At 61.6% G+C, this 21,179-nt stretch carries 25 protein-coding genes; 11 read left to right on the top strand and 14 right to left on the bottom strand.

What is annotated here, in order from left to right; all coding sequences use genetic code 11:
• Window positions 1–903: a polyprenyl synthetase family protein gene (locus WH87_RS14880; protein WP_046140789.1), complete on the bottom strand. Its 903-nt coding sequence runs from the start codon at window positions 901–903 to the stop codon at window positions 1–3.
• Window positions 904–1,322: 419 nt separating this feature from the next.
• On the opposite strand from WH87_RS14880, the gene WH87_RS14875 reads away from it, so the two are divergent.
• From WH87_RS14875 to fumC, 3 genes are all read left to right on the top strand, one after another.
• Window positions 1,323–2,039: a transglycosylase domain-containing protein gene (locus WH87_RS14875; protein WP_046140790.1), complete on the top strand. Its 717-nt coding sequence runs from the start codon at window positions 1,323–1,325 to the stop codon at window positions 2,037–2,039.
• 158 nt (window positions 2,040–2,197) lie between these two features.
• On the top strand, window positions 2,198–2,377 hold the full coding sequence (gene rpmF, locus WH87_RS14870) for a 50S ribosomal protein L32 (RefSeq protein ID WP_046140877.1): 180 nt from the start codon (window positions 2,198–2,200) through the stop codon (window positions 2,375–2,377).
• A 119-nt stretch (window positions 2,378–2,496) separates the two neighbouring features.
• Window positions 2,497–3,897 carry a class II fumarate hydratase gene (gene fumC / locus WH87_RS14865; RefSeq protein ID WP_046140791.1) on the top strand — a complete coding sequence of 467 codons (1,401 nt, stop codon included), beginning with the start codon at window positions 2,497–2,499 and terminating at the stop codon, window positions 3,895–3,897.
• 65 nt (window positions 3,898–3,962) lie between these two features.
• Here the strand turns inward: fumC and WH87_RS14860 are convergent, their stop codons facing one another.
• Both WH87_RS14860 and gloB read right to left on the bottom strand, forming a co-directional pair.
• A complete protein-coding gene (locus tag WH87_RS14860; RefSeq protein WP_046140792.1) occupies window positions 3,963–4,214 on the bottom strand; it encodes a hypothetical protein in 252 nt (83 codons plus the stop codon).
• A gap of 151 nt (window positions 4,215–4,365) precedes the next feature.
• Complete coding sequence (gene gloB / locus WH87_RS14855) at window positions 4,366–5,133, bottom strand: hydroxyacylglutathione hydrolase (protein ID WP_046140793.1); 768 nt, start codon at window positions 5,131–5,133, stop codon at window positions 4,366–4,368.
• 105 nt (window positions 5,134–5,238) lie between these two features.
• Here gloB and WH87_RS14850 point away from each other — a divergent pair, with 105 nt between their 5' ends.
• From WH87_RS14850 to WH87_RS14840, 3 genes are all read left to right on the top strand, one after another.
• Window positions 5,239–5,970 (top strand): class I SAM-dependent methyltransferase, encoded by a 732-nt coding sequence (locus WH87_RS14850; protein ID WP_046140794.1) that lies wholly within the window; start codon window positions 5,239–5,241, stop codon window positions 5,968–5,970.
• Window positions 5,971–6,040: 70 nt separating this feature from the next.
• Window positions 6,041–7,135, top strand: a complete 1,095-nt coding sequence (gene hisC / locus WH87_RS14845; RefSeq protein WP_046140795.1) for a histidinol-phosphate transaminase — start codon at window positions 6,041–6,043, stop codon at window positions 7,133–7,135.
• On the top strand, window positions 7,132–8,103 hold the full coding sequence (locus tag WH87_RS14840) for a prephenate/arogenate dehydrogenase family protein (protein WP_046140796.1): 972 nt from the start codon (window positions 7,132–7,134) through the stop codon (window positions 8,101–8,103). Before hisC ends, WH87_RS14840 begins: the two co-directional genes overlap by 4 nt.
• 66 nt (window positions 8,104–8,169) lie before the next feature.
• Here WH87_RS14840 and WH87_RS14835 read toward each other — a convergent pair whose 3' ends face one another.
• Window positions 8,170–9,141: a DUF2125 domain-containing protein gene (locus tag WH87_RS14835; protein WP_046140797.1), complete on the bottom strand. Its 972-nt coding sequence runs from the start codon at window positions 9,139–9,141 to the stop codon at window positions 8,170–8,172.
• A gap of 140 nt (window positions 9,142–9,281) precedes the next feature.
• On the opposite strand from WH87_RS14835, the gene WH87_RS14830 reads away from it, so the two are divergent.
• Window positions 9,282–9,842, top strand: a complete 561-nt coding sequence (locus WH87_RS14830; protein ID WP_046140798.1) for a gamma-glutamylcyclotransferase — start codon at window positions 9,282–9,284, stop codon at window positions 9,840–9,842.
• Here the strand turns inward: WH87_RS14830 and WH87_RS14825 are convergent.
• The 4 genes from WH87_RS14825 to ftsE form a co-directional block, all read right to left on the bottom strand.
• Window positions 9,839–10,171 (bottom strand): hypothetical protein, encoded by a 333-nt coding sequence (locus WH87_RS14825; RefSeq protein WP_046140799.1) that lies wholly within the window; start codon window positions 10,169–10,171, stop codon window positions 9,839–9,841. The genes WH87_RS14830 and WH87_RS14825 overlap by 4 nt on opposite strands.
• Before the next feature lie 125 nt (window positions 10,172–10,296).
• On the bottom strand, window positions 10,297–11,109 hold the full coding sequence (locus tag WH87_RS14820; protein WP_046140800.1) for a lysophospholipid acyltransferase family protein: 813 nt from the start codon (window positions 11,107–11,109) through the stop codon (window positions 10,297–10,299).
• A gap of 76 nt (window positions 11,110–11,185) precedes the next feature.
• On the bottom strand, window positions 11,186–12,115 hold the full coding sequence (locus WH87_RS14815; RefSeq protein ID WP_046140801.1) for a cell division protein FtsX: 930 nt from the start codon (window positions 12,113–12,115) through the stop codon (window positions 11,186–11,188).
• Window positions 12,108–12,770 (bottom strand): cell division ATP-binding protein FtsE, encoded by a 663-nt coding sequence (ftsE, locus tag WH87_RS14810; protein WP_046140802.1) that lies wholly within the window; start codon window positions 12,768–12,770, stop codon window positions 12,108–12,110. The genes WH87_RS14815 and ftsE overlap by 8 nt, the downstream gene beginning before the upstream one ends.
• A gap of 233 nt (window positions 12,771–13,003) precedes the next feature.
• Between ftsE and WH87_RS14805 the strand changes: the two genes are divergently transcribed.
• Together WH87_RS14805 and WH87_RS14800 are read left to right on the top strand one after the other, a co-directional pair.
• Window positions 13,004–13,876 carry a zinc-ribbon domain-containing protein gene (locus WH87_RS14805; RefSeq protein WP_046140803.1) on the top strand — a complete coding sequence of 291 codons (873 nt, stop codon included), beginning with the start codon at window positions 13,004–13,006 and terminating at the stop codon, window positions 13,874–13,876.
• Window positions 13,876–14,286: a response regulator gene (locus WH87_RS14800; RefSeq protein ID WP_046140804.1), complete on the top strand. Its 411-nt coding sequence runs from the start codon at window positions 13,876–13,878 to the stop codon at window positions 14,284–14,286. Before WH87_RS14805 ends, WH87_RS14800 begins: the two co-directional genes overlap by 1 nt.
• Before the next feature lie 25 nt (window positions 14,287–14,311).
• Here WH87_RS14800 and lysA read toward each other — a convergent pair whose 3' ends face one another.
• The 3 genes from lysA to argH form a co-directional block, all read right to left on the bottom strand.
• On the bottom strand, window positions 14,312–15,571 hold the full coding sequence (gene lysA, locus WH87_RS14795) for a diaminopimelate decarboxylase (RefSeq protein ID WP_046140805.1): 1,260 nt from the start codon (window positions 15,569–15,571) through the stop codon (window positions 14,312–14,314).
• Between the two features lie 191 nt (window positions 15,572–15,762).
• Entirely contained in the window at window positions 15,763–16,482 is a 720-nt protein-coding gene (locus tag WH87_RS14790) for a gamma-glutamylcyclotransferase (RefSeq protein ID WP_046140806.1), read from the bottom strand.
• A gap of 156 nt (window positions 16,483–16,638) precedes the next feature.
• Window positions 16,639–18,087, bottom strand: a complete 1,449-nt coding sequence (gene argH, locus WH87_RS14785; protein WP_046140807.1) for an argininosuccinate lyase — start codon at window positions 18,085–18,087, stop codon at window positions 16,639–16,641.
• Window positions 18,088–18,110: 23 nt separating this feature from the next.
• Here argH and WH87_RS14780 point away from each other — a divergent pair, with 23 nt between their 5' ends.
• Window positions 18,111–18,773: a TlpA family protein disulfide reductase gene (locus WH87_RS14780; RefSeq protein WP_046140808.1), complete on the top strand. Its 663-nt coding sequence runs from the start codon at window positions 18,111–18,113 to the stop codon at window positions 18,771–18,773.
• Here WH87_RS14780 and WH87_RS14775 read toward each other — a convergent pair.
• Together WH87_RS14775 and WH87_RS14770 are read right to left on the bottom strand one after the other, a co-directional pair.
• Window positions 18,770–18,991 (bottom strand): hypothetical protein, encoded by a 222-nt coding sequence (locus tag WH87_RS14775; protein ID WP_046140809.1) that lies wholly within the window; start codon window positions 18,989–18,991, stop codon window positions 18,770–18,772. The genes WH87_RS14780 and WH87_RS14775 overlap by 4 nt on opposite strands.
• A gap of 4 nt (window positions 18,992–18,995) precedes the next feature.
• Window positions 18,996–19,178, bottom strand: a complete 183-nt coding sequence (locus tag WH87_RS14770) for a putative motility protein (protein ID WP_046140810.1) — start codon at window positions 19,176–19,178, stop codon at window positions 18,996–18,998.
• Window positions 19,179–19,400: 222 nt separating this feature from the next.
• Between WH87_RS14770 and WH87_RS14760 the strand changes: the two genes are divergently transcribed.
• Entirely contained in the window at window positions 19,401–20,549 is a 1,149-nt protein-coding gene (locus WH87_RS14760; protein WP_046140812.1) for a GGDEF domain-containing protein, read from the top strand.
• 10 nt (window positions 20,550–20,559) lie between these two features.
• On the opposite strand, the gene WH87_RS14755 is transcribed toward WH87_RS14760, so the two are convergent.
• Window positions 20,560–21,153 carry a cob(I)yrinic acid a,c-diamide adenosyltransferase gene (locus tag WH87_RS14755; protein WP_046140813.1) on the bottom strand — a complete coding sequence of 198 codons (594 nt, stop codon included), beginning with the start codon at window positions 21,151–21,153 and terminating at the stop codon, window positions 20,560–20,562.
• Window positions 21,154–21,179: the final 26 nt, after the last annotated feature.

Genomic DNA, 21,179 nt, shown 5'->3' with positions numbered 1-21,179 from the left:
CTAGTGCTCTCGACTGGCGAAGTAGCGGGCAGTGGCGCGCAGACCATCGGCCTTGGGACCAAAAGTGCGCAGGCACCCCAGCGCATGATTGACGATCTCGGTAAGCCGCGCCCGCGCGCCCTCAACGCCAAGCTGGCTGACAAGGGTCTGCTTGCCTGCGGCGGCGTCCTTGCCCGTCGCCTTGCCCATGCTCTCGGGCGTCGCGGTTACGTCCAGAATATCGTCGGCCAGCTGGAAGGCCCGCCCGGCCGCTTCGGCATAGGCGGTCAGTGCCGACAGCGCCCGCGCATCGGCACCGCCGAGGATTGCGCCCATGCGCACGCTGGCGCGGATCAGGGCGCCGGTTTTCATGGAATGCATCACCGAAATATCGTCGCCCGAAAAGCCGCCCTTTTCGCCTTCGATATCGCGCATCTGCCCGCCCACCATGCCGCCAGCGCCGCTGCCGGCCACCAGTTCGGTCACCAGTGCAATGCGCACGGCGGGGTCGGCGTGGCAGTCCGCGCCTGCCAGCAGGCCAAAGGCGTGGGTCAGCAGGGCATCGCCCGCAAGGATCGCGGTGGCGTCATCATAGGCCTTGTGAACCGTTGGACGGCCTCGGCGTAGGTCGTCGTCGTCCATGGCGGGTAGGTCGTCGTGGATCAGCGAGTAGCAATGGATCATTTCGACGGCGAGGCCGGGCACAATGGCCTGTGGCGCGGGTATGTTGAAGATATTGGCCGCCTGGCGCACCAGCAATGGGCGCAATCGCTTGCCGCCGCCAAGGGTGCCATGCCGCATGGCCGCAATCAGCCGGTCGGCTGCTGGGCCGGGCCCCGAAAGCTGGTTGGCGGTTATCAGCCGTTCCATCGCCGTTTCCACGGCGCGGGCACTCTCGGCACTGTCAGCAGCAAAATCATACATGGCCCGTTGCTAGCCGGTTTGGGGCCGGGCGGGCAAGGGGATGTGGGTGAAAGCGCCAAACCATCAGTCGACATCCCTCCCCCTCGCGGGGAGGGAAGCGAGATAGGGCTTGGCCAAGCCAAGTCCGTCATCGAGCAGGATGGGCGTATGTCTCCCCACGCTCGGCTCATGGCAGCCCCGACCCTTGATCCCTCCTCGCAAGGGGGAGGGAGACGACTGAATGATCAGCACTGTAGTAGACGCGCTCGTTGCCTCCCCAAACACCAGACGGCCCCTCGCCCCTCCGGGGAGAGGGCTAGGGTGAGGGGGCAGGGCCGAGGCAACGCACAAAGCAACCACACGCCCCCAACAATCACCTTTCCCCAATCTCTGTACAATTGACGCTTTCGCGCCCAAGTCCCCCTCGCTATGGATGGCGCATGGCAAGGGGATCGAAATCGAAGAGCATCTGGCGCGCATTGCGCTGGCTGGGCGGCATCATCGCTGTGTTGGTCGCCATTCCCCTGCTGCTGACCCCGCTGTATCTGATCGTCGATCCTGTTTCGGTGCCGATGCTGCAGCGCTATGTCGCCGGCCAGCCGGTCGATCGACAGTGGCGCGATATCGACCAGATTTCAGATCGGCTCAAAGCTTCGGTGATCCTGTCGGAAGATGGGCAGTTCTGCCGCCATTGGGGCGTTGATCTCGGCGCGCTGCGCGAAGAGGTCGAACGCTATATGGCCGGCGAATCTGCGCGCGGCGCCTCCACCATCACCATGCAGGTGGCGCGCAATCTCTTTCTTTGGAACAATCCAAACGTCATCCGCAAAGCCCTCGAAGTGCCACTGGCTTACTACGTTGACTTCGTGATGCCGAAAAAACGCATCATGGAAATCTATCTCAATATCGCCGAGTGGGGCCCTGAGGGGCAGTTTGGCGTGGCGGCGGGAGCCCAACGTGCCTTTGGCATTGCCCCGCAGAATCTGGACTGGCGCACCGCGACGCTCTTGGTCACGGCACTGCCCAATCCCATGCTGCGCCAGCCAGCCCGGCCCTCTGCGGGGATGCAGCGCATTGCACGGATCATCGAGAACCGCGTCAAACAGTATGGACAGCGCGCCAATTGTGTGGCTGAAAACGGTCAATTGGCGCTGTAAGACACATGGCTGTGGAGCCAGTGTCGGATTCGTCGGTTGAATCTGACAATCCTCTAGCCAAGCGTTCCGTCTTGATCTATAGGAACCGCCAATCCCATCAGAGCAGCGTCTCTGGGCCGCCATGCGGCACGAACGATATTGAATTCGGAGTTACGACCATGGCAGTGCCAAAACGAAAGACCTCGCCGATGAAGCGCGGCTTCCGCCGCTCGGCCGACGCTCTTGCGGCGCCGTCCTATGTTGAAGACAAGGATTCCGGCGAGCTGCGTCGTCCGCACCACGTCGACCTGAAGACCGGCATGTACCGCGGTCGCCAGATCCTCGACGTCAAGAAATAAACGAAAAGACGAGGCGCGCCTTGCGCTCGTTTCTGTTATGCCGACGGCCGATCCCTCACGGGGTCGGCCGTTTTGCTTTGCCTGCCGCCGGAAAGAGCGGCCAATAATCGGAGTTAGCCATGACCACGCGCGTTGAATCGGACACCATGGGCACCATCAATGTGCCGACCGACAAGTATTATGGCGCGCAGACGGCTCGCAGCCTGGCCAATTTCGACATTGGCGGCGAGAAGATGCCAACCGAGATCGTGACCGCTTTTGGCGTGCTGAAAAAGGCAGCGGCGCTGGCCAATACCAAGCTGGGCCTGCTCGATGAAGCAACGCGCGACCTGATCGTCGCTGCGGCCGATGAAGTGATTGCTGGCAAGCTGGCCGACCACTTCCCGCTCGTCGTCTGGCAGACCGGTTCGGGCACCCAGTCCAACATGAACGTCAACGAGGTCATCTCCAACCGCGCCATCGAAATGGCCGGTGGCACCATGGGTACGAAAAAGCCCGTGCACCCCAATGATCACGTCAATATGAGCCAGTCCTCCAACGACACCTACCCAACTGCCATGCATATTGCGGCTGTCGAAGCGCTGGAAAACTACCTGTTCCCCAATGTCGCCCTGCTGCGCGAGACGCTGCATGCCAAGTCCGAAGAGTTCATGGATGTGGTCAAGATCGGCCGCACCCACCTGCAGGACGCGACCCCGCTCACCCTCGGCCAGGAAATCTCGGGCTGGGTAGCGCAGATCGACTATGCCGTCGCCGCCATCAAGGCGACGCTGCCCCAGCTCAAGGAACTGGCGCTGGGCGGCACCGCCGTCGGCACGGGCCTCAATGCCCATCCCGATTATGCCGTGGCCGTGGCCAAGGAGATCGCTGATCTCACCGGGCATGACTTCGTCACCGGTCCCAACAAGTTCGCCCTGCTGGCTGGCCATGACGCCTTTGTCGGCACATCGGGCGCCATCAAGCAGCTGGCTGTCGCCTTCATGAAGATTGCCAATGACGTGCGTTGGCTCGCCTCCGGTCCCCGTTCGGGCCTTGGCGAAATCATCATTCCGGAAAACGAACCCGGCTCCTCGATCATGCCAGGCAAGGTCAATCCGACCCAGTCCGAAGCCATGACCATGGTTGTGGCGCAGGTGATGGGCAATGACGCGGCCATCGGCTTTGCCGCCAGCCAGGGCAATTTCGAGCTCAACGTCTTCAAGCCTGTCATCGCCTACAACTTCCTGCAGTCGGTGCGTCTGCTGGCTGACTCGGCCCGCTCGTTCAACGACAACTGCGCCATCGGCATTCAGCCAGATCGCGCCCGCATCAAGGAGCTGGTCGACAAGTCGCTGATGCTGGTCACCGCGCTCAACCGCAAGATTGGCTATGACAATGCCGCCAAGATTGCCAAGACCGCGCACAAGAACGGCACCACCCTGCGCGAAGAGGCCATCAATCTGGGCCTGCTCACCGGCGAAGAGTTCGACGCCGAGGTCAAGCCAGAGCAGATGGTCGGTCCGCTCAAGCTGAAGAAGTAGGCGTCCGCTTCATCGCTCAATCCTGCCGCCCTCGGATCCGTCCGGGGGCGGTTTTGTTTTGAGTGTCAGGCGAGGATCGTGGTGCGGTAGCCGGGGGGCAGGCGGCGCTCGCTATTGCGCGCGCTGCGCGCATAGGCCCCGATGGCGCCTTCGGATGGCCCGCGACGGCGCTCGCGCTGGCCTGCCGTGCGTTCCCGACCGATGATGAGCTGGCTGATGAAGGCTGCGGTGGTTTCGCTGCGTTTGAGCGAGGGACGTGGGCGTGCTTCCCCGATCAATACGGGCAGTCCGGCGCGTTCTGTCTCAAAATCGCTCATTTGGGCCTCGCCTTGTCTCAAGGCGGGCCATTTTGTCTCGAAATAAGACAGTCTGGCCCGCCTCTCACCCAATAGGGGCAATTGGCGTGCCAGATGTTAACCGTGTGTTAACGATTTGTGGTATGAAAAATTAACCAAATGAGAAAATTTCTCAGAAATTATCCTTGCCCTTGCGGATAGCGGCGAACACCTCCGCTGCGTCGGCACCCTCAAGCCCGAAGTGCTTTGCAAGGCCTGGATCATCAGCGCGCAGGAACGGGTTGGCCGCTTTATCCTCGCCCAGATTGAACGGAATGGTCGCCTTGCCCGCTGCGCGGAGTGCCGTGACCTCTGCGGCGCGCGCCTGCAGGGCCGCATTGTCCGGATCGATCGAGAGCGCGAACTTGGCGTTGCTCTCGGTATATTCGTGGCCGCAATAAACCAGTGTATCGTCAGGCAGTTCGCGCAGGGCCTTGACGCCTTCCCACATCGGGCCGGGCGTGCCTTCGAACATGCGGCCAACGCCCAGCGAGAACAGCGCGTCGGCCGTAAACAGGTGTTTGCCAGCCTTGTCGTGGAACACGATGTGGCCAAGCGTATGCCCGGGCGCGTCGTAGACGTCGAAAACGGTCTCGCCCAGCGTCACCTTATCCCCGCCGCCCACTAGCTCGTCGAGATCAGCAATCTTGTCGGCTTCGCGGCGTGGCCCGACCACGCGCGCGCCAAACTCAGCCTTGAGCTCGGGAATAGCTTCGACATGGTCGAGGTGGTGATGGGTGATGAAAATGTCGGTCAGCTTCCAGCCACGATGCTGCAATGCGGTACGAATCGCCGCCGCTTCCGGCGCGTCGATGGCCGCTGTGCGGCCCGTGGCGGTGTCGTGCACCAGATAGCCGAAATTGTCGCTCCGCGCTCCGAAGACATCGACGATCACACTCATTACGCCACTCCTTAAATCTGCAAACTGCTTGAAAGCTAGGGAGGCAGACCTGACATGACAACCGCCCATTAGACAAGTTTGCCGGAGTGCGGCACAGTTGCCCCCATGACCAGCGACGTCAAACGCTTGATTGCCTATTATAAATCTCCTCTGGGGCGGATTTCGCGTGCGCTGGTGCGCGAGCAGGTCGTCGGGCTGGCTGGTGACGTCAAAGGTCAGCGGGTGCTGGGTCTGGGCTTTGCCACGCCCTATCTGCGCTTCACGCTCGATAAGGCGGAGCGTGTGCTGGCCTTCATGCCGGCGCGTCAGGGGGCGTCCGCTTGGCCGCGCGAGGGGCCATCCCACACTGTCTTGTGTGATCCCCTCGAAATGCCGCTCAACGACGCCGCTATCGATCTGACGATTGCTATTCACGCGCTCGAACACGTTGCCGACGCCGAAGAACTCATGCGTGAGCTCTGGCGCATTACCGCGCCCAATGGCCAAATCATCATCGTCGTGCCCCGCCGCCGCGGGATCTGGGCACAGCGCGATAACACGCCCTTTGGGCAGGGCAATCCCTATTCCGGCGGCCAGCTGGACAACTTGCTGCGGGATCACAGCTTCATCCCCCAGGCCTGGCGTGATGGGCTGTTCCTGCCGCCCTCGCAATCCTCGCTGGTGCTCAAGTCAACGCGCGTCTTCGAGCGGGTAGGGCGCCTGTTTGGCCCGGCCATGAGTGGTGTGATTTGCGTGCGTGCCCGCAAGGAGGCCTTTCCCGCTGTGCCGCGTCGCAAACGCGAGGAACGTTTCGTGCGCGTGCCGGAGCTGAAGACCGCTACAGCACGGCAGCTCTGAGGCTTTCCTTTGCCATAAGGCCTGAGTTTGACTATGGTCCGCGCGGTTTTGACCCCCGATAAGCAGCATCATGTCCGACGATCTTCGCCCCAAGCCGCAGCCCGGTATTCTCGACATTTCGCCCTATGTGCCCGGCAAGTCCGGCGCTCCGGGGAGCAAGGTCGTCAAGCTGTCGTCCAACGAGTCGCCGCTGGGCGCGAGCCCCAAGGCGATCGAGGCGTTCCGCTCGGTGGCTGATCGCCTCGATATCTATCCCGAGGGCAGCTCGAAAATCCTGCGCGAAGCACTGGGCGAGGTGCATGGCATTGATCCCGAGCTGATCGTCTGCGGCAATGGTTCGGACGACCTGCTGCACCTTCTGGCGCAGTGCTATCTCGGCGATGGCGATGAAGCCGTGATGAGCCAATATGGCTTCTCGGTCTATCCCATCATTACCAAGGCAGCTGGCGCGGCCATCGTCATGGTGGATGATGATGGCTACACCGCTGACGTCGACGGTCTGCTCGCGGCGGTCACACCCAAGACCAAGATCGTCTGGCTGGCCAATCCGAACAATCCGACCGGGACCTATCTCACCGATGCTGAAGTGCGGCGCCTGCATGCCGGGTTGCGCAAGGATATCCTGCTCGTCATCGACAGCGCCTATGCCGAATATGTGACAGCGGCCGACTACTCGGTCGGGCTGGACCTTGTGGCGGAAGCCAGCAATGTCGTGATGGTGCGCACCTTCTCGAAGATGGGTCTTGCTGCCGCGCGCATTGGCTGGATGGTTGGCCCCGCAGAAGTGGTTGATGTCATCAACCGCATTCGTGGTCCCTTCAACGTCAACCTGCCAGCACAGCTAGCCGGTGCTGCAGCAACGCGCGACGTGGAATTCACCGCTCAACTCAAGGCGCACAATGCCAAGTGGCGCGACTACATCACGGAAGAATTGACGGGCAACCATATGCATGTGGTGCCCAGCCAGGCCAATTTCGTCCTGGTGCTGTTCCCCGATGCGGACCACGCCGCACTGGCGTTTGAAACGCTGATGCAGCGCGGGCTCATCGTACGCGAAGTCGGCAAATCTTATGGCATTCCCGATGGTCTGCGCATTTCCATCGGCAGCGAGCAAGCCATGATTGGCGTGGTCGGCATTCTCAAGGCATTGGTCAAAATCGCATGAGCGTCCATTTCCGCAAACTCGCCCTGATCGGCATCGGCCTGATTGGCTCCTCCATTGCCCTTGCTGCGCGTCGGCAGGGGCTGGCTGATGTGATTGCCATTTCCACCCGCAGCCAGACGACGCTTGATGAAGCGCGCGAGCTGGGACTAGGCGACATTTACACCCTCGATGCCGCTGAAGCTGTGCGTGGCGCGGATCTTGTGATCCTCTGCGCACCTGTGGGGGCCTATGAAGCGATCGCGCGCGCCATTGCGCCAGCGCTGCAGCCCGGCGCGATCCTTTCGGATGTGGGGTCGGTCAAGGCACACGTGGTCAAGGTGGTGGGGCCACACGTCCCCGCAGACGTCAGTTTCATCCCTGGGCACCCGATTGCCGGTACGGAGCATTCCGGCCCGTCAGCGGGCTTTGCTGAGCTCTTTGCCGGCCGCTGGTGCATTCTGACGCCGCAGCCTGATGTGGCGCAGGGCCAGACCGATAAGCTGGTGGCCTTCTGGGAAGGCATGGGCAGCAATGTCGAGATCATGGAGGCAGGGCACCATGACATGGTGCTGGCCATTACCAGCCATATTCCACACTTGATCGCCTACAATATCGTGGGCACGGCCGATGATCTGGAAACGGTGACCAAGTCCGAAGTTATCAAGTTCTCCGCTGGTGGTTTCCGCGATTTCACGCGTATTGCCGCATCCGATCCTGTGATGTGGCGCGACGTGTTTTTGACCAACCGCGAAGCCGTGTTGGAAATGCTGGGGCGGTTTCTTTCTGACTTGTCGACGCTGCAGCATGCTGTCGATATCGGCGATGGCCCGGCGCTCGAGGCGATCTTCACCCGTACTCGCGCCATTCGCCGTTCGATCATTTCGGCCGGTCAGGAAACCGCTGCGCCCGACTTTGGCCGCCCGCACGAGGCGGCGCCAGTGCCTGACGTCCCCTATGTGCGCGAGCATGGTGGTGGCGACGACGCCTAATACCCCGACTACGAAAAAGCCCCCGGACGCGATCCGGGGGCTTTCTTGTTTGTGGCGGCGTCGCGCCTAGAACAGCGGCGATAGCGCCGCAACCGGAACGAGGCCTGAGAACACGGCGCCGGCCCGGAATGCGATCAGGTTGGAATGGGAGCCATCGGCGGCAGGCACACCGAGGACCAGCGTACGCGCGGGCTCCTGCAAAAATGGTCCGATGCGATCGGCCACGCCAATGGATTTGATGGCGATCTGACCATCGAGCATGCCCTTGTCATCCAGGCTGATGGTGCCATTGGCATCGAGCGTGGATGGGCCGTCGGTGCCGTGGATCGAAACGATCTTGAGCGCACCACCAGCCTGCTGCATGGCTTGCAACATGGTCGGCTCACCCCAGTTGCGCACGTCGTCTGGCAGGCCGGAAAGCTCCACCTGCAGTTCGGCATTGGTATTGGTCAGCGTCATGCCGGGATAGGCGAGGTCCTTGATCGAGACGTAACCGGCGAGGGCGGCGAGATGCCGCGCGCTGTCATGCTGCTCGGGAATGTCCATCAGGTGCAGCTCGGCCCGCGGGCTTTGCGCGATCAATGTCTCGCCCAATACCGTATCGGACCAGACGAGCTTGTCGGCCACCAGCGAGAGGCGCGAAATGCGCCAATCGCTGATGTTCAGGCTGGCCTGCAGGCCCGACCAGGCGACGGTGTTGCGGGTGCCGGTAAAGGCATCAACCAGCTCCAGCGGCCCGAGCGCGGAGGCCAGCGCATGGTTGGGCGCATAGACGCGGATGCTGGCGCGAATGCCGGGGACCGTGATGGTCACATCGCCACTGACGATCTCGGCATTGACGCAATCGGCGTCGAAGCGGAATGGGTAGCCGCCGACGTTGAGCGTTTCGCAGGCGATGCGTGGCGTTGTGTTGCCATCGGCGTCAGCCAGCGCCTCGATGTTCTGTTTGACCAAACCGGACAAAAACAGCCAGGCGCCGCTCCAGGCGACGATGACGACCAGGACGACAAGGCCAAGAATGATGATTCGTTTTTTCATGGCTGACACTCATACCTGTGTCCGCGCGCCGACTAAAGCGTAGCGACGCCGCGCCCGGCGGCCCCAAGCCCGCATGGCTCCCATCGCCCGCCAGCGATTGCCTGTTGCGGCGACGTTCACTAGATTCGGCTGAGGTATTGATGATGCACACCAACACGCCCATCACAGCGACCCATTGGGTCTTTGGCTACGGATCCCTGATCTGGAATCCGGGATTTGTGCACGCTTCTGCGCAGCAGGGGCTGCTCAAGGGGGCGCACCGTAGTCTTTCGATCATATCCCACCATCATCGGGGCACCGAAGAACGACCCGGGCTGGTATTCGGCCTGACGCGCGGGGGCTCGTGCCGGGGGATGGCCTTTGAGGTAGCAGAGGCGGACTGGGAAAGCGTGCGTGCATATCTGCAAGAGCGCGAGCAGGTGACGATGGTTTATCGCGACGTGATGCGCCCCGTGCATCTGGCCGACGGTCGGACCGTGCAGGCACTGGCATTTCTGGTCGATGAGCGGCACGAGCAATTTGCCGGGCGGCTGACGCTGGAGCAGCAATTAACCATGGTGCGGCAGGGAGTTGGATTGTCCGGTCGCAACATTGATTACGTGCTCAACACCGCCAGTCATCTCAAAAGCCTGGGCATTCGCGACCGTCAGTTGCAGGCCCTGGCGGATTTACTTGCTGCCGAGGACATTGCAGTGGCCTAGGCGGCCTGTGCGCTGCTCACCGGCTCGGCGCCTTCGAGGTCCCAGATTGTAGACAGGCGTTCTGCTTCGGTGCGAGGGGAGATCAGGCGGAAAACGCGGTCGGCGCAATCCAGCGCCAGACGGAAGCGGGTGCGGCTCATCGGGTCAGTGACCAGCTCGCCCGTCGAGCCAACCCAGAGAACGTGGCTGCCCTTGGCGATCATGTAGAGCTCGGTATCCCCCATCGCGAAGCGTTCGAGGTTTTCGGCAATCAGATCATAGGCACGCCCTGAGCGGCCCAACCAATTGGTCTGGCGACCGAAGCCATGCGTCACGATCCTGCTGTCCATCGGCCCGTCCTCTGCATTCGCTAGAAGAAGAACAAAAATAGAACAAATTGCAAAATAGTCAAGCGCAATTCGCCCGTGTCCCTACATCTATGGGATTAGGCGTAAATTGTGTCAATATGTTGTGCTTATTGGCCTGCGGCACGCGATAGCTTGAGAGCGTCGAGCTTGGCGGCAAAGGTGGGATCGACGGGGCGGGAAAGGCCTTCCGCTGCCGCGTCGAGAATCAGATCATTGGAATCGCCTTCGATGGCTTTTTTGAGTCGATCCATGAAAACGTCAGGAGCAAGCCCAGCTTCGATGGCGGGCAGAAACCGGGCGCGGGCAATGCCGGGCCAGATGACAAGGCTGTTACGCCCCCAGAAAAGGCCGGAGTTGAGCGCCACGGGCACCACGGGCACATTGAGCTCGGCATAGAGGCGAGCAATACCCTGACGGTAGTCGGGCGCGGCAAGCGGCGCCTTGCGGGTGCCTTCTGGGAAGATCACGATGCGGCAGCCGCGCTCAACAGCGGCATGGGCCTGGCGCATCATTGCCGGCACGGCCTCGGCGCCTTTCTTCCGATCGACTTCGATGCAGTCGAGCGAGCGGGCGGCCCACCCGAAGAAGGGAATGCGCATCAGCTCTTTTTTGACGATATAGGCGGGGCGACCGGTATGCGGGAAGATCGAGAACACATCCCAGTCGCTCTGATGCTTGGAGGCGATGATGCAGCCACCGGCCGGAATGTTTTCCTCGCCGGTCACGATGGTGTCGACGCCCGCGATCCAGCGCAGCATGAACAGGTTGGACCGGCACCAGTATTTGGCAAAAGACCAGCTGAACGCCGTGCGTCCGCCGGTGATCAGCGCGATGGTGCCGATGGTGATGGCAACGATCGCCGTCTGCCCGATGAACAGGAAATAGAACACCGCGCTGCGGATTGCCTGGACGACTTTCATGCCTAGTCTTGCTCCCGGCGATACGCCATTTCGCCCCTCATAACGACCTATGGTCGGCTTGGCGAGGGGCGAACGCTTACGAGGTCTCTGCGAGGAACCGACGGACTGTCACTCTAGAGGTAATTGCGGTCAGTGCGGCGATCACGGGCACGACGGCGGCAATGCCAATCAAGCCATCGATCCCCAGCGCAAAGCGCCCAAACAGCACGCCAACCTGCGCGCCGGCCTCGCTCGACAGCATATTGCCGGCAGCAGCACCGATCAGGGCGAAAAACAGCAGGGCAGCCAGCGCACCAAGCAATCCGCCCTGCAGGCCTATCGACAGGAAACGCCCCTGGAACTCTCCAGCAATGAACTTGTTGGAGGCGCCGATATAGTGCAGCACATCGACAATTTCGCGGTTGGTTGACATCGCTCCACGCGTCGCAAAAATAATGGCAAGCACCGTGGCGACGCCAATGAGCGCCAGAACCATCAGGCCTGAAAAGACGATGGCGCCAGCCATGGTGTTGAGCTGTTGCCGCCAAACGGCATGGGTATCAAGGCTTGCGCCCTTGATCGCCTGCAGGTTCCGCGTCAACCCTTCAATATCGGCGTCGGCTGGATCGGTCAGCTGCACGACGACAAGGCGCGGAATTTCGATGGCGGTTAGATCAAGCCCGGTACCGAGCCATGGCTCAAGCAGCTTCTGGCTTTCCTCGATGGTGAGGGCGCGTGCCGCAGCGACCCCGGGCGTTGATTGCGCCAGCGACACCGCAGTGCGCAGATTGGATTCCATCACTTCGCCCGCGACAGGGCGGATCTGAATGGTCACTTCGCGGCCAACGTCGGCCGACCAGGCGATGGCGGATTTTTGCACCAGCACTACACCGCCCAGCGTCACCGCCGAGAGAAAGCTCATGATGGTGATCATCAACAGCAGGGTGCGGCCGGCCACGCTCTTTTCGGGGACAATGGAGGCGGGGCCGCGGCGATGCGGCAAAATCGAAAGCAGGCGCTCAATCATGGATCACCAACTCGCCTTTGCTGAGCAACATGCGCGGATAGTTGAACTGGTCGAGCAAGGGCAGCTCGTGCGTTGCCAGAATAATGGTCATGCCCAGCGTCCGATTGAGCTCGGCAAACAGATGTACCAGTCGGCTCGACAGCTCGGGATCGACATTGCCGGTAGGCTCGTCGGCCAGCAAAACCTTGGGTCGGGCGATGACGGCGCGGGCAATGGCTGCGCGCTGCTTTTCACCGCCTGAAAGCAGGGAAGGCAGCGCGTTCATGCGCTCACCCAGGCCAACCCATTCGAGCAGTTCGGTCACATTGGGCCGATATTCGCTCTCGGGCTGGCCGAGCACGCGGAGCGGCAGGGCGACGTTTTCAAATGTCGTCAGGTGGTCGAGCAGGCGGAATTCCTGGAACACGATGCCGATATGACGTCGCATCTGCAGCAAACGGTCCTGAGTCAGATCGCTTACATCCTCACCAAACATGGTGACGCGGCCGCGGGAGGGCTTCAGCGACAATAGCAACAGCCGCAGCAGGCTGGTTTTGCCCGCACCCGATGGACCTGTCAGAAAATGGAATGACCCAGGCTCAATGGAAAAGGTCAGATCCCTGAGAATCTCCGGGCCGTTGCCGTAACGCAGCCCTACGTCGGAAAACTCGATCAAGAAACCTGGCTCCCAGTTGATGGACGGGTCGACCTGAGGGTCAGGCCCGAATCAGGCAGTAGCGATATCATAACAGCGGTGCCCCCACGATGCGCATGGTCAGGTCTATGCGCCGACGAAAGCGACACAAATGTGGTGGGTAAACCGTCTCGTCCACGGGGTTTGAGGAGTTTTAACCCCCGTCGCGCTACGGTCAGGTCTGGCGCAACGCCCATCACCCTCAGTCTGGCCGCATGATCATTACCTGTCCACATTGCCAGACCAAGTACCAGGTGACCTACGAGGCCATCGGATCGGCTGGTCGTAAGGTGCAATGCGCCCATTGCCAGCAGGCCTGGCAGCAAAACCCGATCAGCCCGTCGACTGCGCCCGAGCGAATCGTTGAAGTCGTCGACGCCATCGCTGAAGATAGCCTCGACGAGGCCCTGGCTGCCGAAGAAGCGGCCACCGTCGCCGAGCAGATGCAGCGCGTCATCGAAGAAGAAACGCGGTCTCAGGAGGCCGGCAAAGTCGATCCATCGGTGATCCGCAAACGTCAGTTGGCGTTTTCGCGCCGCCAGAACGCCATCGAGGCGCTGGGTCCACTGGCCAAGCTGCGGCGGACTGCGCGGTTTCTTGGCGTGCTGTCGCTCGTAGCGATAGCGGCCACCGCCTATTTTGGGCGCGTGCAAGTTGTCGAACGCTTTCCACAGATGGCCGGGGTCTATGAGGCTGCTGGCCTCAAGGTGAATGTGATCGGCCTCGATTTCTCAAACCTGTCCACCCTGCGTTCGCTGCGCGACGGCAAGGAGATGCTCAGCGTTTCCGCCCAGATCGTTGGCGTCGCGCCCGGTCCGGTCAAAGTGCCGCCGGTGGTCATCACCTTGATCGATGCCCACAACGCGCCCATCTACCAGTGGAGCGTCACGCCCAGCGTGCGCGACCTGATGGCGGGTGAACGGGCAACGTTCGACACCCAATTGGCCCTGCCGCCCGGTGACGCCGCGCGGGTCCGTCTCAATTTCGGCGCGATGGCGCCCGCTCGCAGCATCAGTGCCGACAGCAGCGCTCGCGAGCCTGCACCGGCACCTGCCGCGCCCGCCCAAACCCTACCGGAGCATCGTTGATGGCCCGCATACTTGTTGCAGAAGATGATCCCTCGGTCCGCGCCTTCGTTGTCAGTGCGCTGACGATGAAGGGCCACGAGGTTGTGGCCGAAGAAGATGGTGGTCTCGCTGCCGAAACCGCCGACGCTGAAAATGGCCGCTTTGACCTGATGCTGAGCGATATCAAGATGCCCATCATGGATGGCATCGCCTTGGCACTGCATGTGGCGGCCAAATATCCCGATATCATCATCGTGCTGATGACCGGCTTTGCCGATCAGCGCGAGCGCGCCCATGGGCTCGATGCGCTGATTTATGATGTCATCGTCAAGCCGTTCACACTGGCCGATCTGCTGGCCAAGATCGACGATGCGCTGGAAGGCAAGCCTGTGGAAGTCGTGTCGCTCGGACGCCGGGCGCTTGAGCAGTAAAAAGGGGGGCTGAGCCCCCCTGCAATCATACCCAGTCTGGAACGCTATCGAGCGCGATCAGCTCGTCGATCGATTTGCGCGGGCGGATGACGTGAAACTTGTGGCCGTCCACCAGCACTTCGGGGATCAGCGCCCGCGAATTGTAGGTTGAGGCCATCACCGCGCCATAGGCGCCTGCGCTCATCACAGCAAGCAAATCGCCTTCCTTGACGCCCGGCATGGTGCGGGCCTTGGCCAGGTAGTCGCCTGTTTCGCAGACCGGGCCGACGATATCGGCGGTGATCGGGGCGAGGTTGGAGTGGTTGACCGGCACAATGTCGTGGTGCGCTTCATAAAGCGTGGGGCGGATCAGATCGTTCATCGCCGCATCGACGATGACGAAGTTGGTGCTGCCTTCCTTCACATATTCGACCTTGGTGACAAGGATACCGGCATTGCCCACGAGCAGGCGGCCCGGCTCGATCACCAGCGTGACGCCGAGCTTTTCGATCTTTTCGCGCACCACGGCCGCATAGGCATTGGGCAGGGGCGGGGCGGCTTCATCGACATTGTAGGGAATGCCAAGGCCGCCGCCGACATCGACGTGCTTGATGTCATGGCCGTCAGCGCGCAGCGCGGTCACCAGTTCAGCCATCAGGCCAAAGGCGTTGCCGAAGGGCTCAAGATCGGTGATCTGGCTGCCGATATGCATGTCGACGCCCACGGCGACAACGTTTGGCAGCTCAGCGATGCGGCGATAGACCTCAAGCGCGCGGGCATAGGGAATGCCGAACTTGTTCTCGGCCTTGCCCGTGGAGATCTTGGCGTGGGTGCGGGCGTCGACGTCCGGATTGATGCGGACGGAGACACGAGCGGTCAGGCCCATGTCCGAAGCGACCATGGACAGGCGCTCGAGCTCGGGCTCGCTCTCGACGTTGAAGCACTTGATGCCGGCTTCAAGCCCACGACGCATTTCGGCGATGGTCTTGGCCACCCCAGAAAAAACGATCATGTCGGCTTTGATGCCAGCGGCCAGCGCGCGTTCGAGCTCGCCGCCCGAGACCACGTCAGCGCCAGCGCCTTCCGAGGCCATCAGCTTGAGGACGGCCTGGTTGGAATTGGCCTTCATCGCATAGGCGAGCAGGGTTGGAATGCCTTCAAAGGCAGCCTTGACCACCTGCACATGGCGACGGAGCGTGGCCGTTGAATAGACGTAGAACGGCGTACCCACCTTGGTAGCGAGGTCATTGAGATTGACCTCCTCGGCGTAGAGGGTCTCGTCGCGGTGGTTGAAGTGGTGGACCAAGGTCGTTTTCCCGGTGGTTAGTCAGCCCCAATGTCCTCCCGGCGCAGGCCGGGATCCAGGTCCGCATCCCTTTCGCATCGAAGATGCTGTGGGCTCAGCGCATGGATTCCGGCCTACGCCGGAATGACACCGTGGGTGTGGAATAAGTCTGTCGTTTCCTAGTGCAACGCCGCGCAAAACGAAAGCAAGACTTACCGATCCGGTCCATAAGCCGCGTCAATGCGGTCGGCGACAAGCGACTGCAATTGCCAGAGATGGGGGTCGTGAATGCCCATTTCCTCAAGATGCTGCACTGTGGCAAACAGATATTCGGCCATCGAACCGCGGGAGCCGACCGCCTTGGACAAGACATCGGCAATCGCGTCAACCGAAAGGCCCGAGACATAGCGACCGGAATGGCGATCGATGCAGAAGGTGAGGGAGCGAATGATGCGCTCGCCGCTTTTGGCGTTGACCCAACGCGGCGGGAAGGCCGATGGCAGCCAGCTCATTTCGCGTTCCAGCAGCTTGGTGAGGTTGGCTTCGATCTCGTCGGGTGGCAGGCGATAGAGCACGCCCTTGCAGGCACCGCCCCGATCCAGTGCCAGCATCAGACCCGGATTCTCGTCATTGCCGCGAAAGCGATTGTTCCAGCCGAGGCAGAATGAGCGGTGCCACCCCCGCACCACGCCGGTGCGCATCTCGACATAGTTGCAGGCCGGCTTCCAGATCAGCGAGCCATAGGCGAAAATCCAGATCTCATCCTGTTCGCCCAACTGCGCCAGAAGGTCGGCGATAATGGCCTTGTGGTCGTCCGGGGTCGCGGCATGCATCCCTTCTGGTGGCGGCGGCATGGCGTCTTCGATGACGCTCGGTTGCAGGTAACCGACATGGCGCTCTGTGAGGCGCATCTGTCGGGATGGTCTGGGCATGCAGCGGTCTCCTGCGGCGGGGGTGCCGAATGAGCGTTGCGATGACAGGGGGGCTGCCAAATCAACAAGAAGGCCATGAGAGCATAGCTTCCATGGCCTTCTCACCTAAAAAACTGTCCCAGCGGAAGGATTTACCTCAAGCGCGGTGTCGGCAGGTCATTCGACCCCACCGTCACCGTGGCCGCCATGTTTCTTTTTGCCCAGCGGCTTGGGTTCATGGGTCTCGCCGGTCAGCGCTGATTTCCAGCGTGCGGCCTGCGCCAGAACGTTAGATGGCGCGGTGCCGCCGTAGGATTTGCGCGCAGCGACAGAGGCCTCGACGGTCAGCACCTTGTGGATGCGGCTATCGATGCGCTGATCGATGAACTTGAAGTCCTCGATGGTCAGCCCTTCGAGGCCGGTATTCTTCTGCTCGGCCAGTGCCACGATCTGCCCGGTAATGTGGTGGGCGTCGCGGAACGGAATATTGAGTTCGCGCACCAGCCAGTCGGCGATGTCGGTGGCGGTGGAGAAACCTGCAGCAGCCGATACGCGCATACGGTCGCGGTTCGGCACCATGTCGCCTACCATGCCGGTCATTGCGGCCAGTGACAGCGACAGGGCGTCGAGCGCGTCAAAGGCGACTTCCTTGTCTTCCTGCATGTCCTTGGAATAGGCCAGCGGCAAGCCCTTCATCACCACGAGCAGCGAGGTCAGTGCCCCGAGAATGCGACCGATCTTGGCGCGCACCAATTCGGCCGCATCCGGATTGCGCTTTTGCGGCATGATCGAGCTGCCGGTGGTGAACTTGTCGCTGAGGCGCACAAAGCCAAACTGCGCCGAGCTCCAGATCACCATTTCTTCGGCGAAACGGCTGAGATGCATGGCGCAGATCGAAGCCGCAGCCAGCGTCTCGAGAATGAAATCGCGATCCGACACGGCGTCGAGCGAATTGGCGGTGGGACGATCAAAGCCCAGTTTTTCCGCGGTCAACTCGCGGTTGATCGGGTAGGGAGTGCCCGCCAGCGCGGCAGAGCCCAAGGGGCTTTCATTGAGGCGCTTGCGCGCGTCGAGCAGGCGGCCCGCATCACGGCCCAACATTTCGACATAGGCGAGCAGGTGATGGCCAAATGTCACCGGCTGGGCGCTTTGAAGATGGGTGAAGCCAGGCATGATGGTTTCGGCTTCGTCTTCGGCCTTGGTCACCAGCGCCAGTTGCAGCGTCTGCACCTGGATCACCAGTGTATCGATGGTGTCGCGGACATAGAGTTTGAAATCGGTCGCCACCTGGTCGTTGCGCGAGCGCGCCGTGTGCAGGCGTCCAGCGGCATCGCCGATCTTTTCGCGCAGTCGGCTTTCCACATTCATGTGAATGTCTTCGAGCGCGCGCGAGAACGTGAAGGTGCCGCCCTCGATTTCAGCCAGCACCTCAGTTAGACCGGCCACAATGGCGTCGCGGTCTTCCTGCGTCAGAATGCCCGTCTCGGCGAGCATTGTGGCATGGGCGATTGATCCGGCAATATCCTGGCGGAAGAGACGCTGATCGAATCCGATCGATGCGTTGATTTCTTCCATGATGGCGTCGGGCCCGGTTGCAAACCGTCCGCCCCACATCTTGTTGCTCATCGTCTACCTCGGAGATTGCTTTTATGACCGACACGCACGCGCCCCGCCCCGGAGCAACGAGCCGCGTCCGGCTGGCGATCATCCTGGGCTTGGCGGGATTGGCGCTAGCTATAGCTGCGTGGTTCTGGCTCGGCAATGCCAGTGAGGCCAAGGAATGCCCGGTGCAGGCAGAAGCTGCTGCATTGATCGATGCGGCCGCCAAGGGCGAACTCGCCGCACTCAACGGCACGGGCGAGGGGCGCGGCTATGCAACGCTCGCGTTCAAGGATGCATCCGGCAAGGCAATGAGCATTGCCGATTTCAAGGGAACGGCGCTGCTGGTCAACTTCTGGGCCAGTTGGTGCGTCCCGTGCCGCGAGGAAATGCCGGCGCTGGATGCTTTGGCCACCAAGTACAATTCGGACACGTTCAAGGTCCTGCCGATCAATCTCGATATCGGCCAGAACGGGCTGGGCAAGGCGCAGGCGTTCCTTGACGAAAACAACTTCGCCGATCTGCCGCTCTATGCCGACAATACCTTTGCCGCGTTTGAACGCCTCAAGCAGCAGGCCGTCGCAGTGGGGCTGCCCGCAACGCTGGTGCTCGACAAGAACGGGTGCGAATTGGGTGTGTTGCAGGGGCCTGCCCATTGGGATACACCCGATGGGCACGCCGTTGTCGAAGCCCTGATTGGTCTCGGGACCTAAATCAACCGGTCGACGACGGCGCCGGAATCGATAATGGTCGCGTCTGCCTGACCCGTCGGGCTGAGCAGCGCGGCTTTCGCCTGTTCGTTCTGGGCGGCAGTCTGCAGGCTCATCGTCAGCTCTGCCACTTTCGCAAGCTGCGCGGCAGCCGGTGTCGCGGCGCGGTCGACCAGTCGATTGATCATCACAGCGGGGCTGACACCAAGGCCATTGCTCATGGCGCTATGCCAGCTTGTCGATCTTGAGGCCTTGGCCGGGAGGCGGCGCCGACAAGGCCGTCTCCATCAGGGTTTCAAGCGTTGCGGTCTGCAAGTCGTGCATCTTTTTGAACACGGCGATCTCGACGCTGGACTGCGTCTTGGCCGAGCTCATCGCCAGCATCTGCATCGAGAGGTCTGCGTTCATTTCAGCCTCCTTGACTGTTCATCGCCTGAAAATAGGCCGTGCCGGTAAACAAAAACTTGGGATGTCGGCGCAATTTTCTGACATTTGTCGTGATCCCATTCTGGTAAGTTGGAATTAACGACAAAGCCGCAATTGAAGCGCCGTAAAAACCCAACTTCATGAATATCTTACGTTTATTTCGCCAGATGTGCTGGCGGCCCATTCTGGGCGCTGGTCTGGTGAATGCTGCTACAACAACCCATCCTTGCTCTGGTCAATGGCGTCGGCTTGCTGGCTCTGTTGGCAATTTCCTTTGGTGCCATCGAGCGGCAGCATTGGTCGCGTATGGCCCGTTCGCTCGTGCAGGGGGCAGTATTTGGCGTGGGTGCCGTGCTCGCCATGATGTCGCCGGCTCATCTGAGCGATGGGGTTCTGGTCGATGCGCGGGCGCTGATCGTTGGTTTTGCTGCGGCGTTTGGCGGCTGGCCGGCGGCACTGGTGGCCGTGGTGATCGGCGCCACCTACCGCATGTTTCTCGGCGGCGCCGGTGCAGTCCCCGGCGCGGCAGGCATTGTGGCGGCGGCGCTCCTTGGGCTGGCCTGGCGGTACTGGCTGCGACCGAAGACCCGGGTTCGCGCGCAGCATCTGGTTGTGCTAGGACTGGTCGTGTCGTGTTACCTGCTGGTGGCGCTGGCCATGGGCTATTCCACCACCATGACGCTGTTGAACACCGTGGGGCCTTATATGGTGATGGCCTCGGTTGGTTCGTCGGTATTGTTAGGCCTGTTCGTTGAACGCGAGCTCAACCAGATCGCGCGTGAAGAGCACTGGAAAACCCGCGCGCTCACCGATCCATTGACGGGTCTGCCCAATCGGCGCGCCTTTGAGCGTGGGATGCAGGGGTTGCGAAAGCCCGATGCGGAGGCGGCCCTGCTGATTGCAGATCTCGATCATTTCAAGGTGGTCAACGATACCCATGGACACGCGGCAGGGGATCACGTGCTGCAGGAAATATCGGAAGCCCTGCGCCACAATGTGCGTGGGCGCGATCTGCTGTCGCGGCTCGGTGGTGAGGAACTAGCCGTCCTCCTGCCCGACACCGGCTATGTCCGCGCGCGCCAGATCGCCAATCGCCTGCGGCGCTCGATCGAGGCCCTCGATATCGAGTGGGAAGGCCACATCATCAAGATCACCATCAGCATCGGCGTTGCTGTGGCGAGTGGGAACCTGTCCTCGGATGATCTGTTCGAGCAGGCCGATTCCGCGCTCTATGCCGCCAAGCGTGGCGGGCGCAATCGCGTGGTGTTTTCGGGAGCCTCACTGATGCAACCCAAGGACGAGGCGGCGGCGCTTGCAGCAGTGGTTGCGCGCGTCCCCAAATCTGCCATCTGAGGCGTTCTCCTTAGCCTTTTTTCACATCGCCATGATTGCCCGGGACCCAGAGGACGTCGGCTGCGCCATTGCCATTGGCCGTGCGCGACAGCACGAATAGCAAGTCAGACAGGCGGTTGAGATAGCGCACCGCCTCGGGATTGGTGTCGGGCTCGGCGCTGGCCAGTTCTACCACGATACGTTCGGCGCGCCGGGTCACGGTGCGGGCAACATGCAGGTTTGCCGCAAGGGCCGAGCCGCCGGGCAGGACGAAACTGCGCAGGGGAGCAAGATCGGCGTTGAACAGATCGATCTGGTCTTCGAGATATTGCGTCTGGATCGGGCGCACCCGCAGGCTTGGGTATTGCGCAGCGGGATCATCGGCGCCGGGCGTTGCCAGATCTGACCCCACATCGAACAGATCGTTTTGCACGCGTGCCAGCAGCGCATCGATTGCGGGCAGGGTGTCGGTGTGCAGTCGCGCAACGCCGATCTGGGCGTTGGCTTCGTCCACCGTGCCATAGGCCTCGATGCGCAGATCGAACTTTGGCCGGCGCGGGCCACGCACCAGCCCGGTCGTGCCGTCATCACCGGTTTTGGTATAGATGACGTTGAGCTTGACCATTGCTGGCATCTCCCTCTGCAAACCGG

Source organism: Devosia epidermidihirudinis (assembly GCF_000971295.1).
Classification (GTDB): Bacteria; Pseudomonadota; Alphaproteobacteria; order Rhizobiales; family Devosiaceae; genus Devosia; species Devosia epidermidihirudinis.
This window is presented reverse-complemented; position numbering and strand designations above follow the sequence as displayed.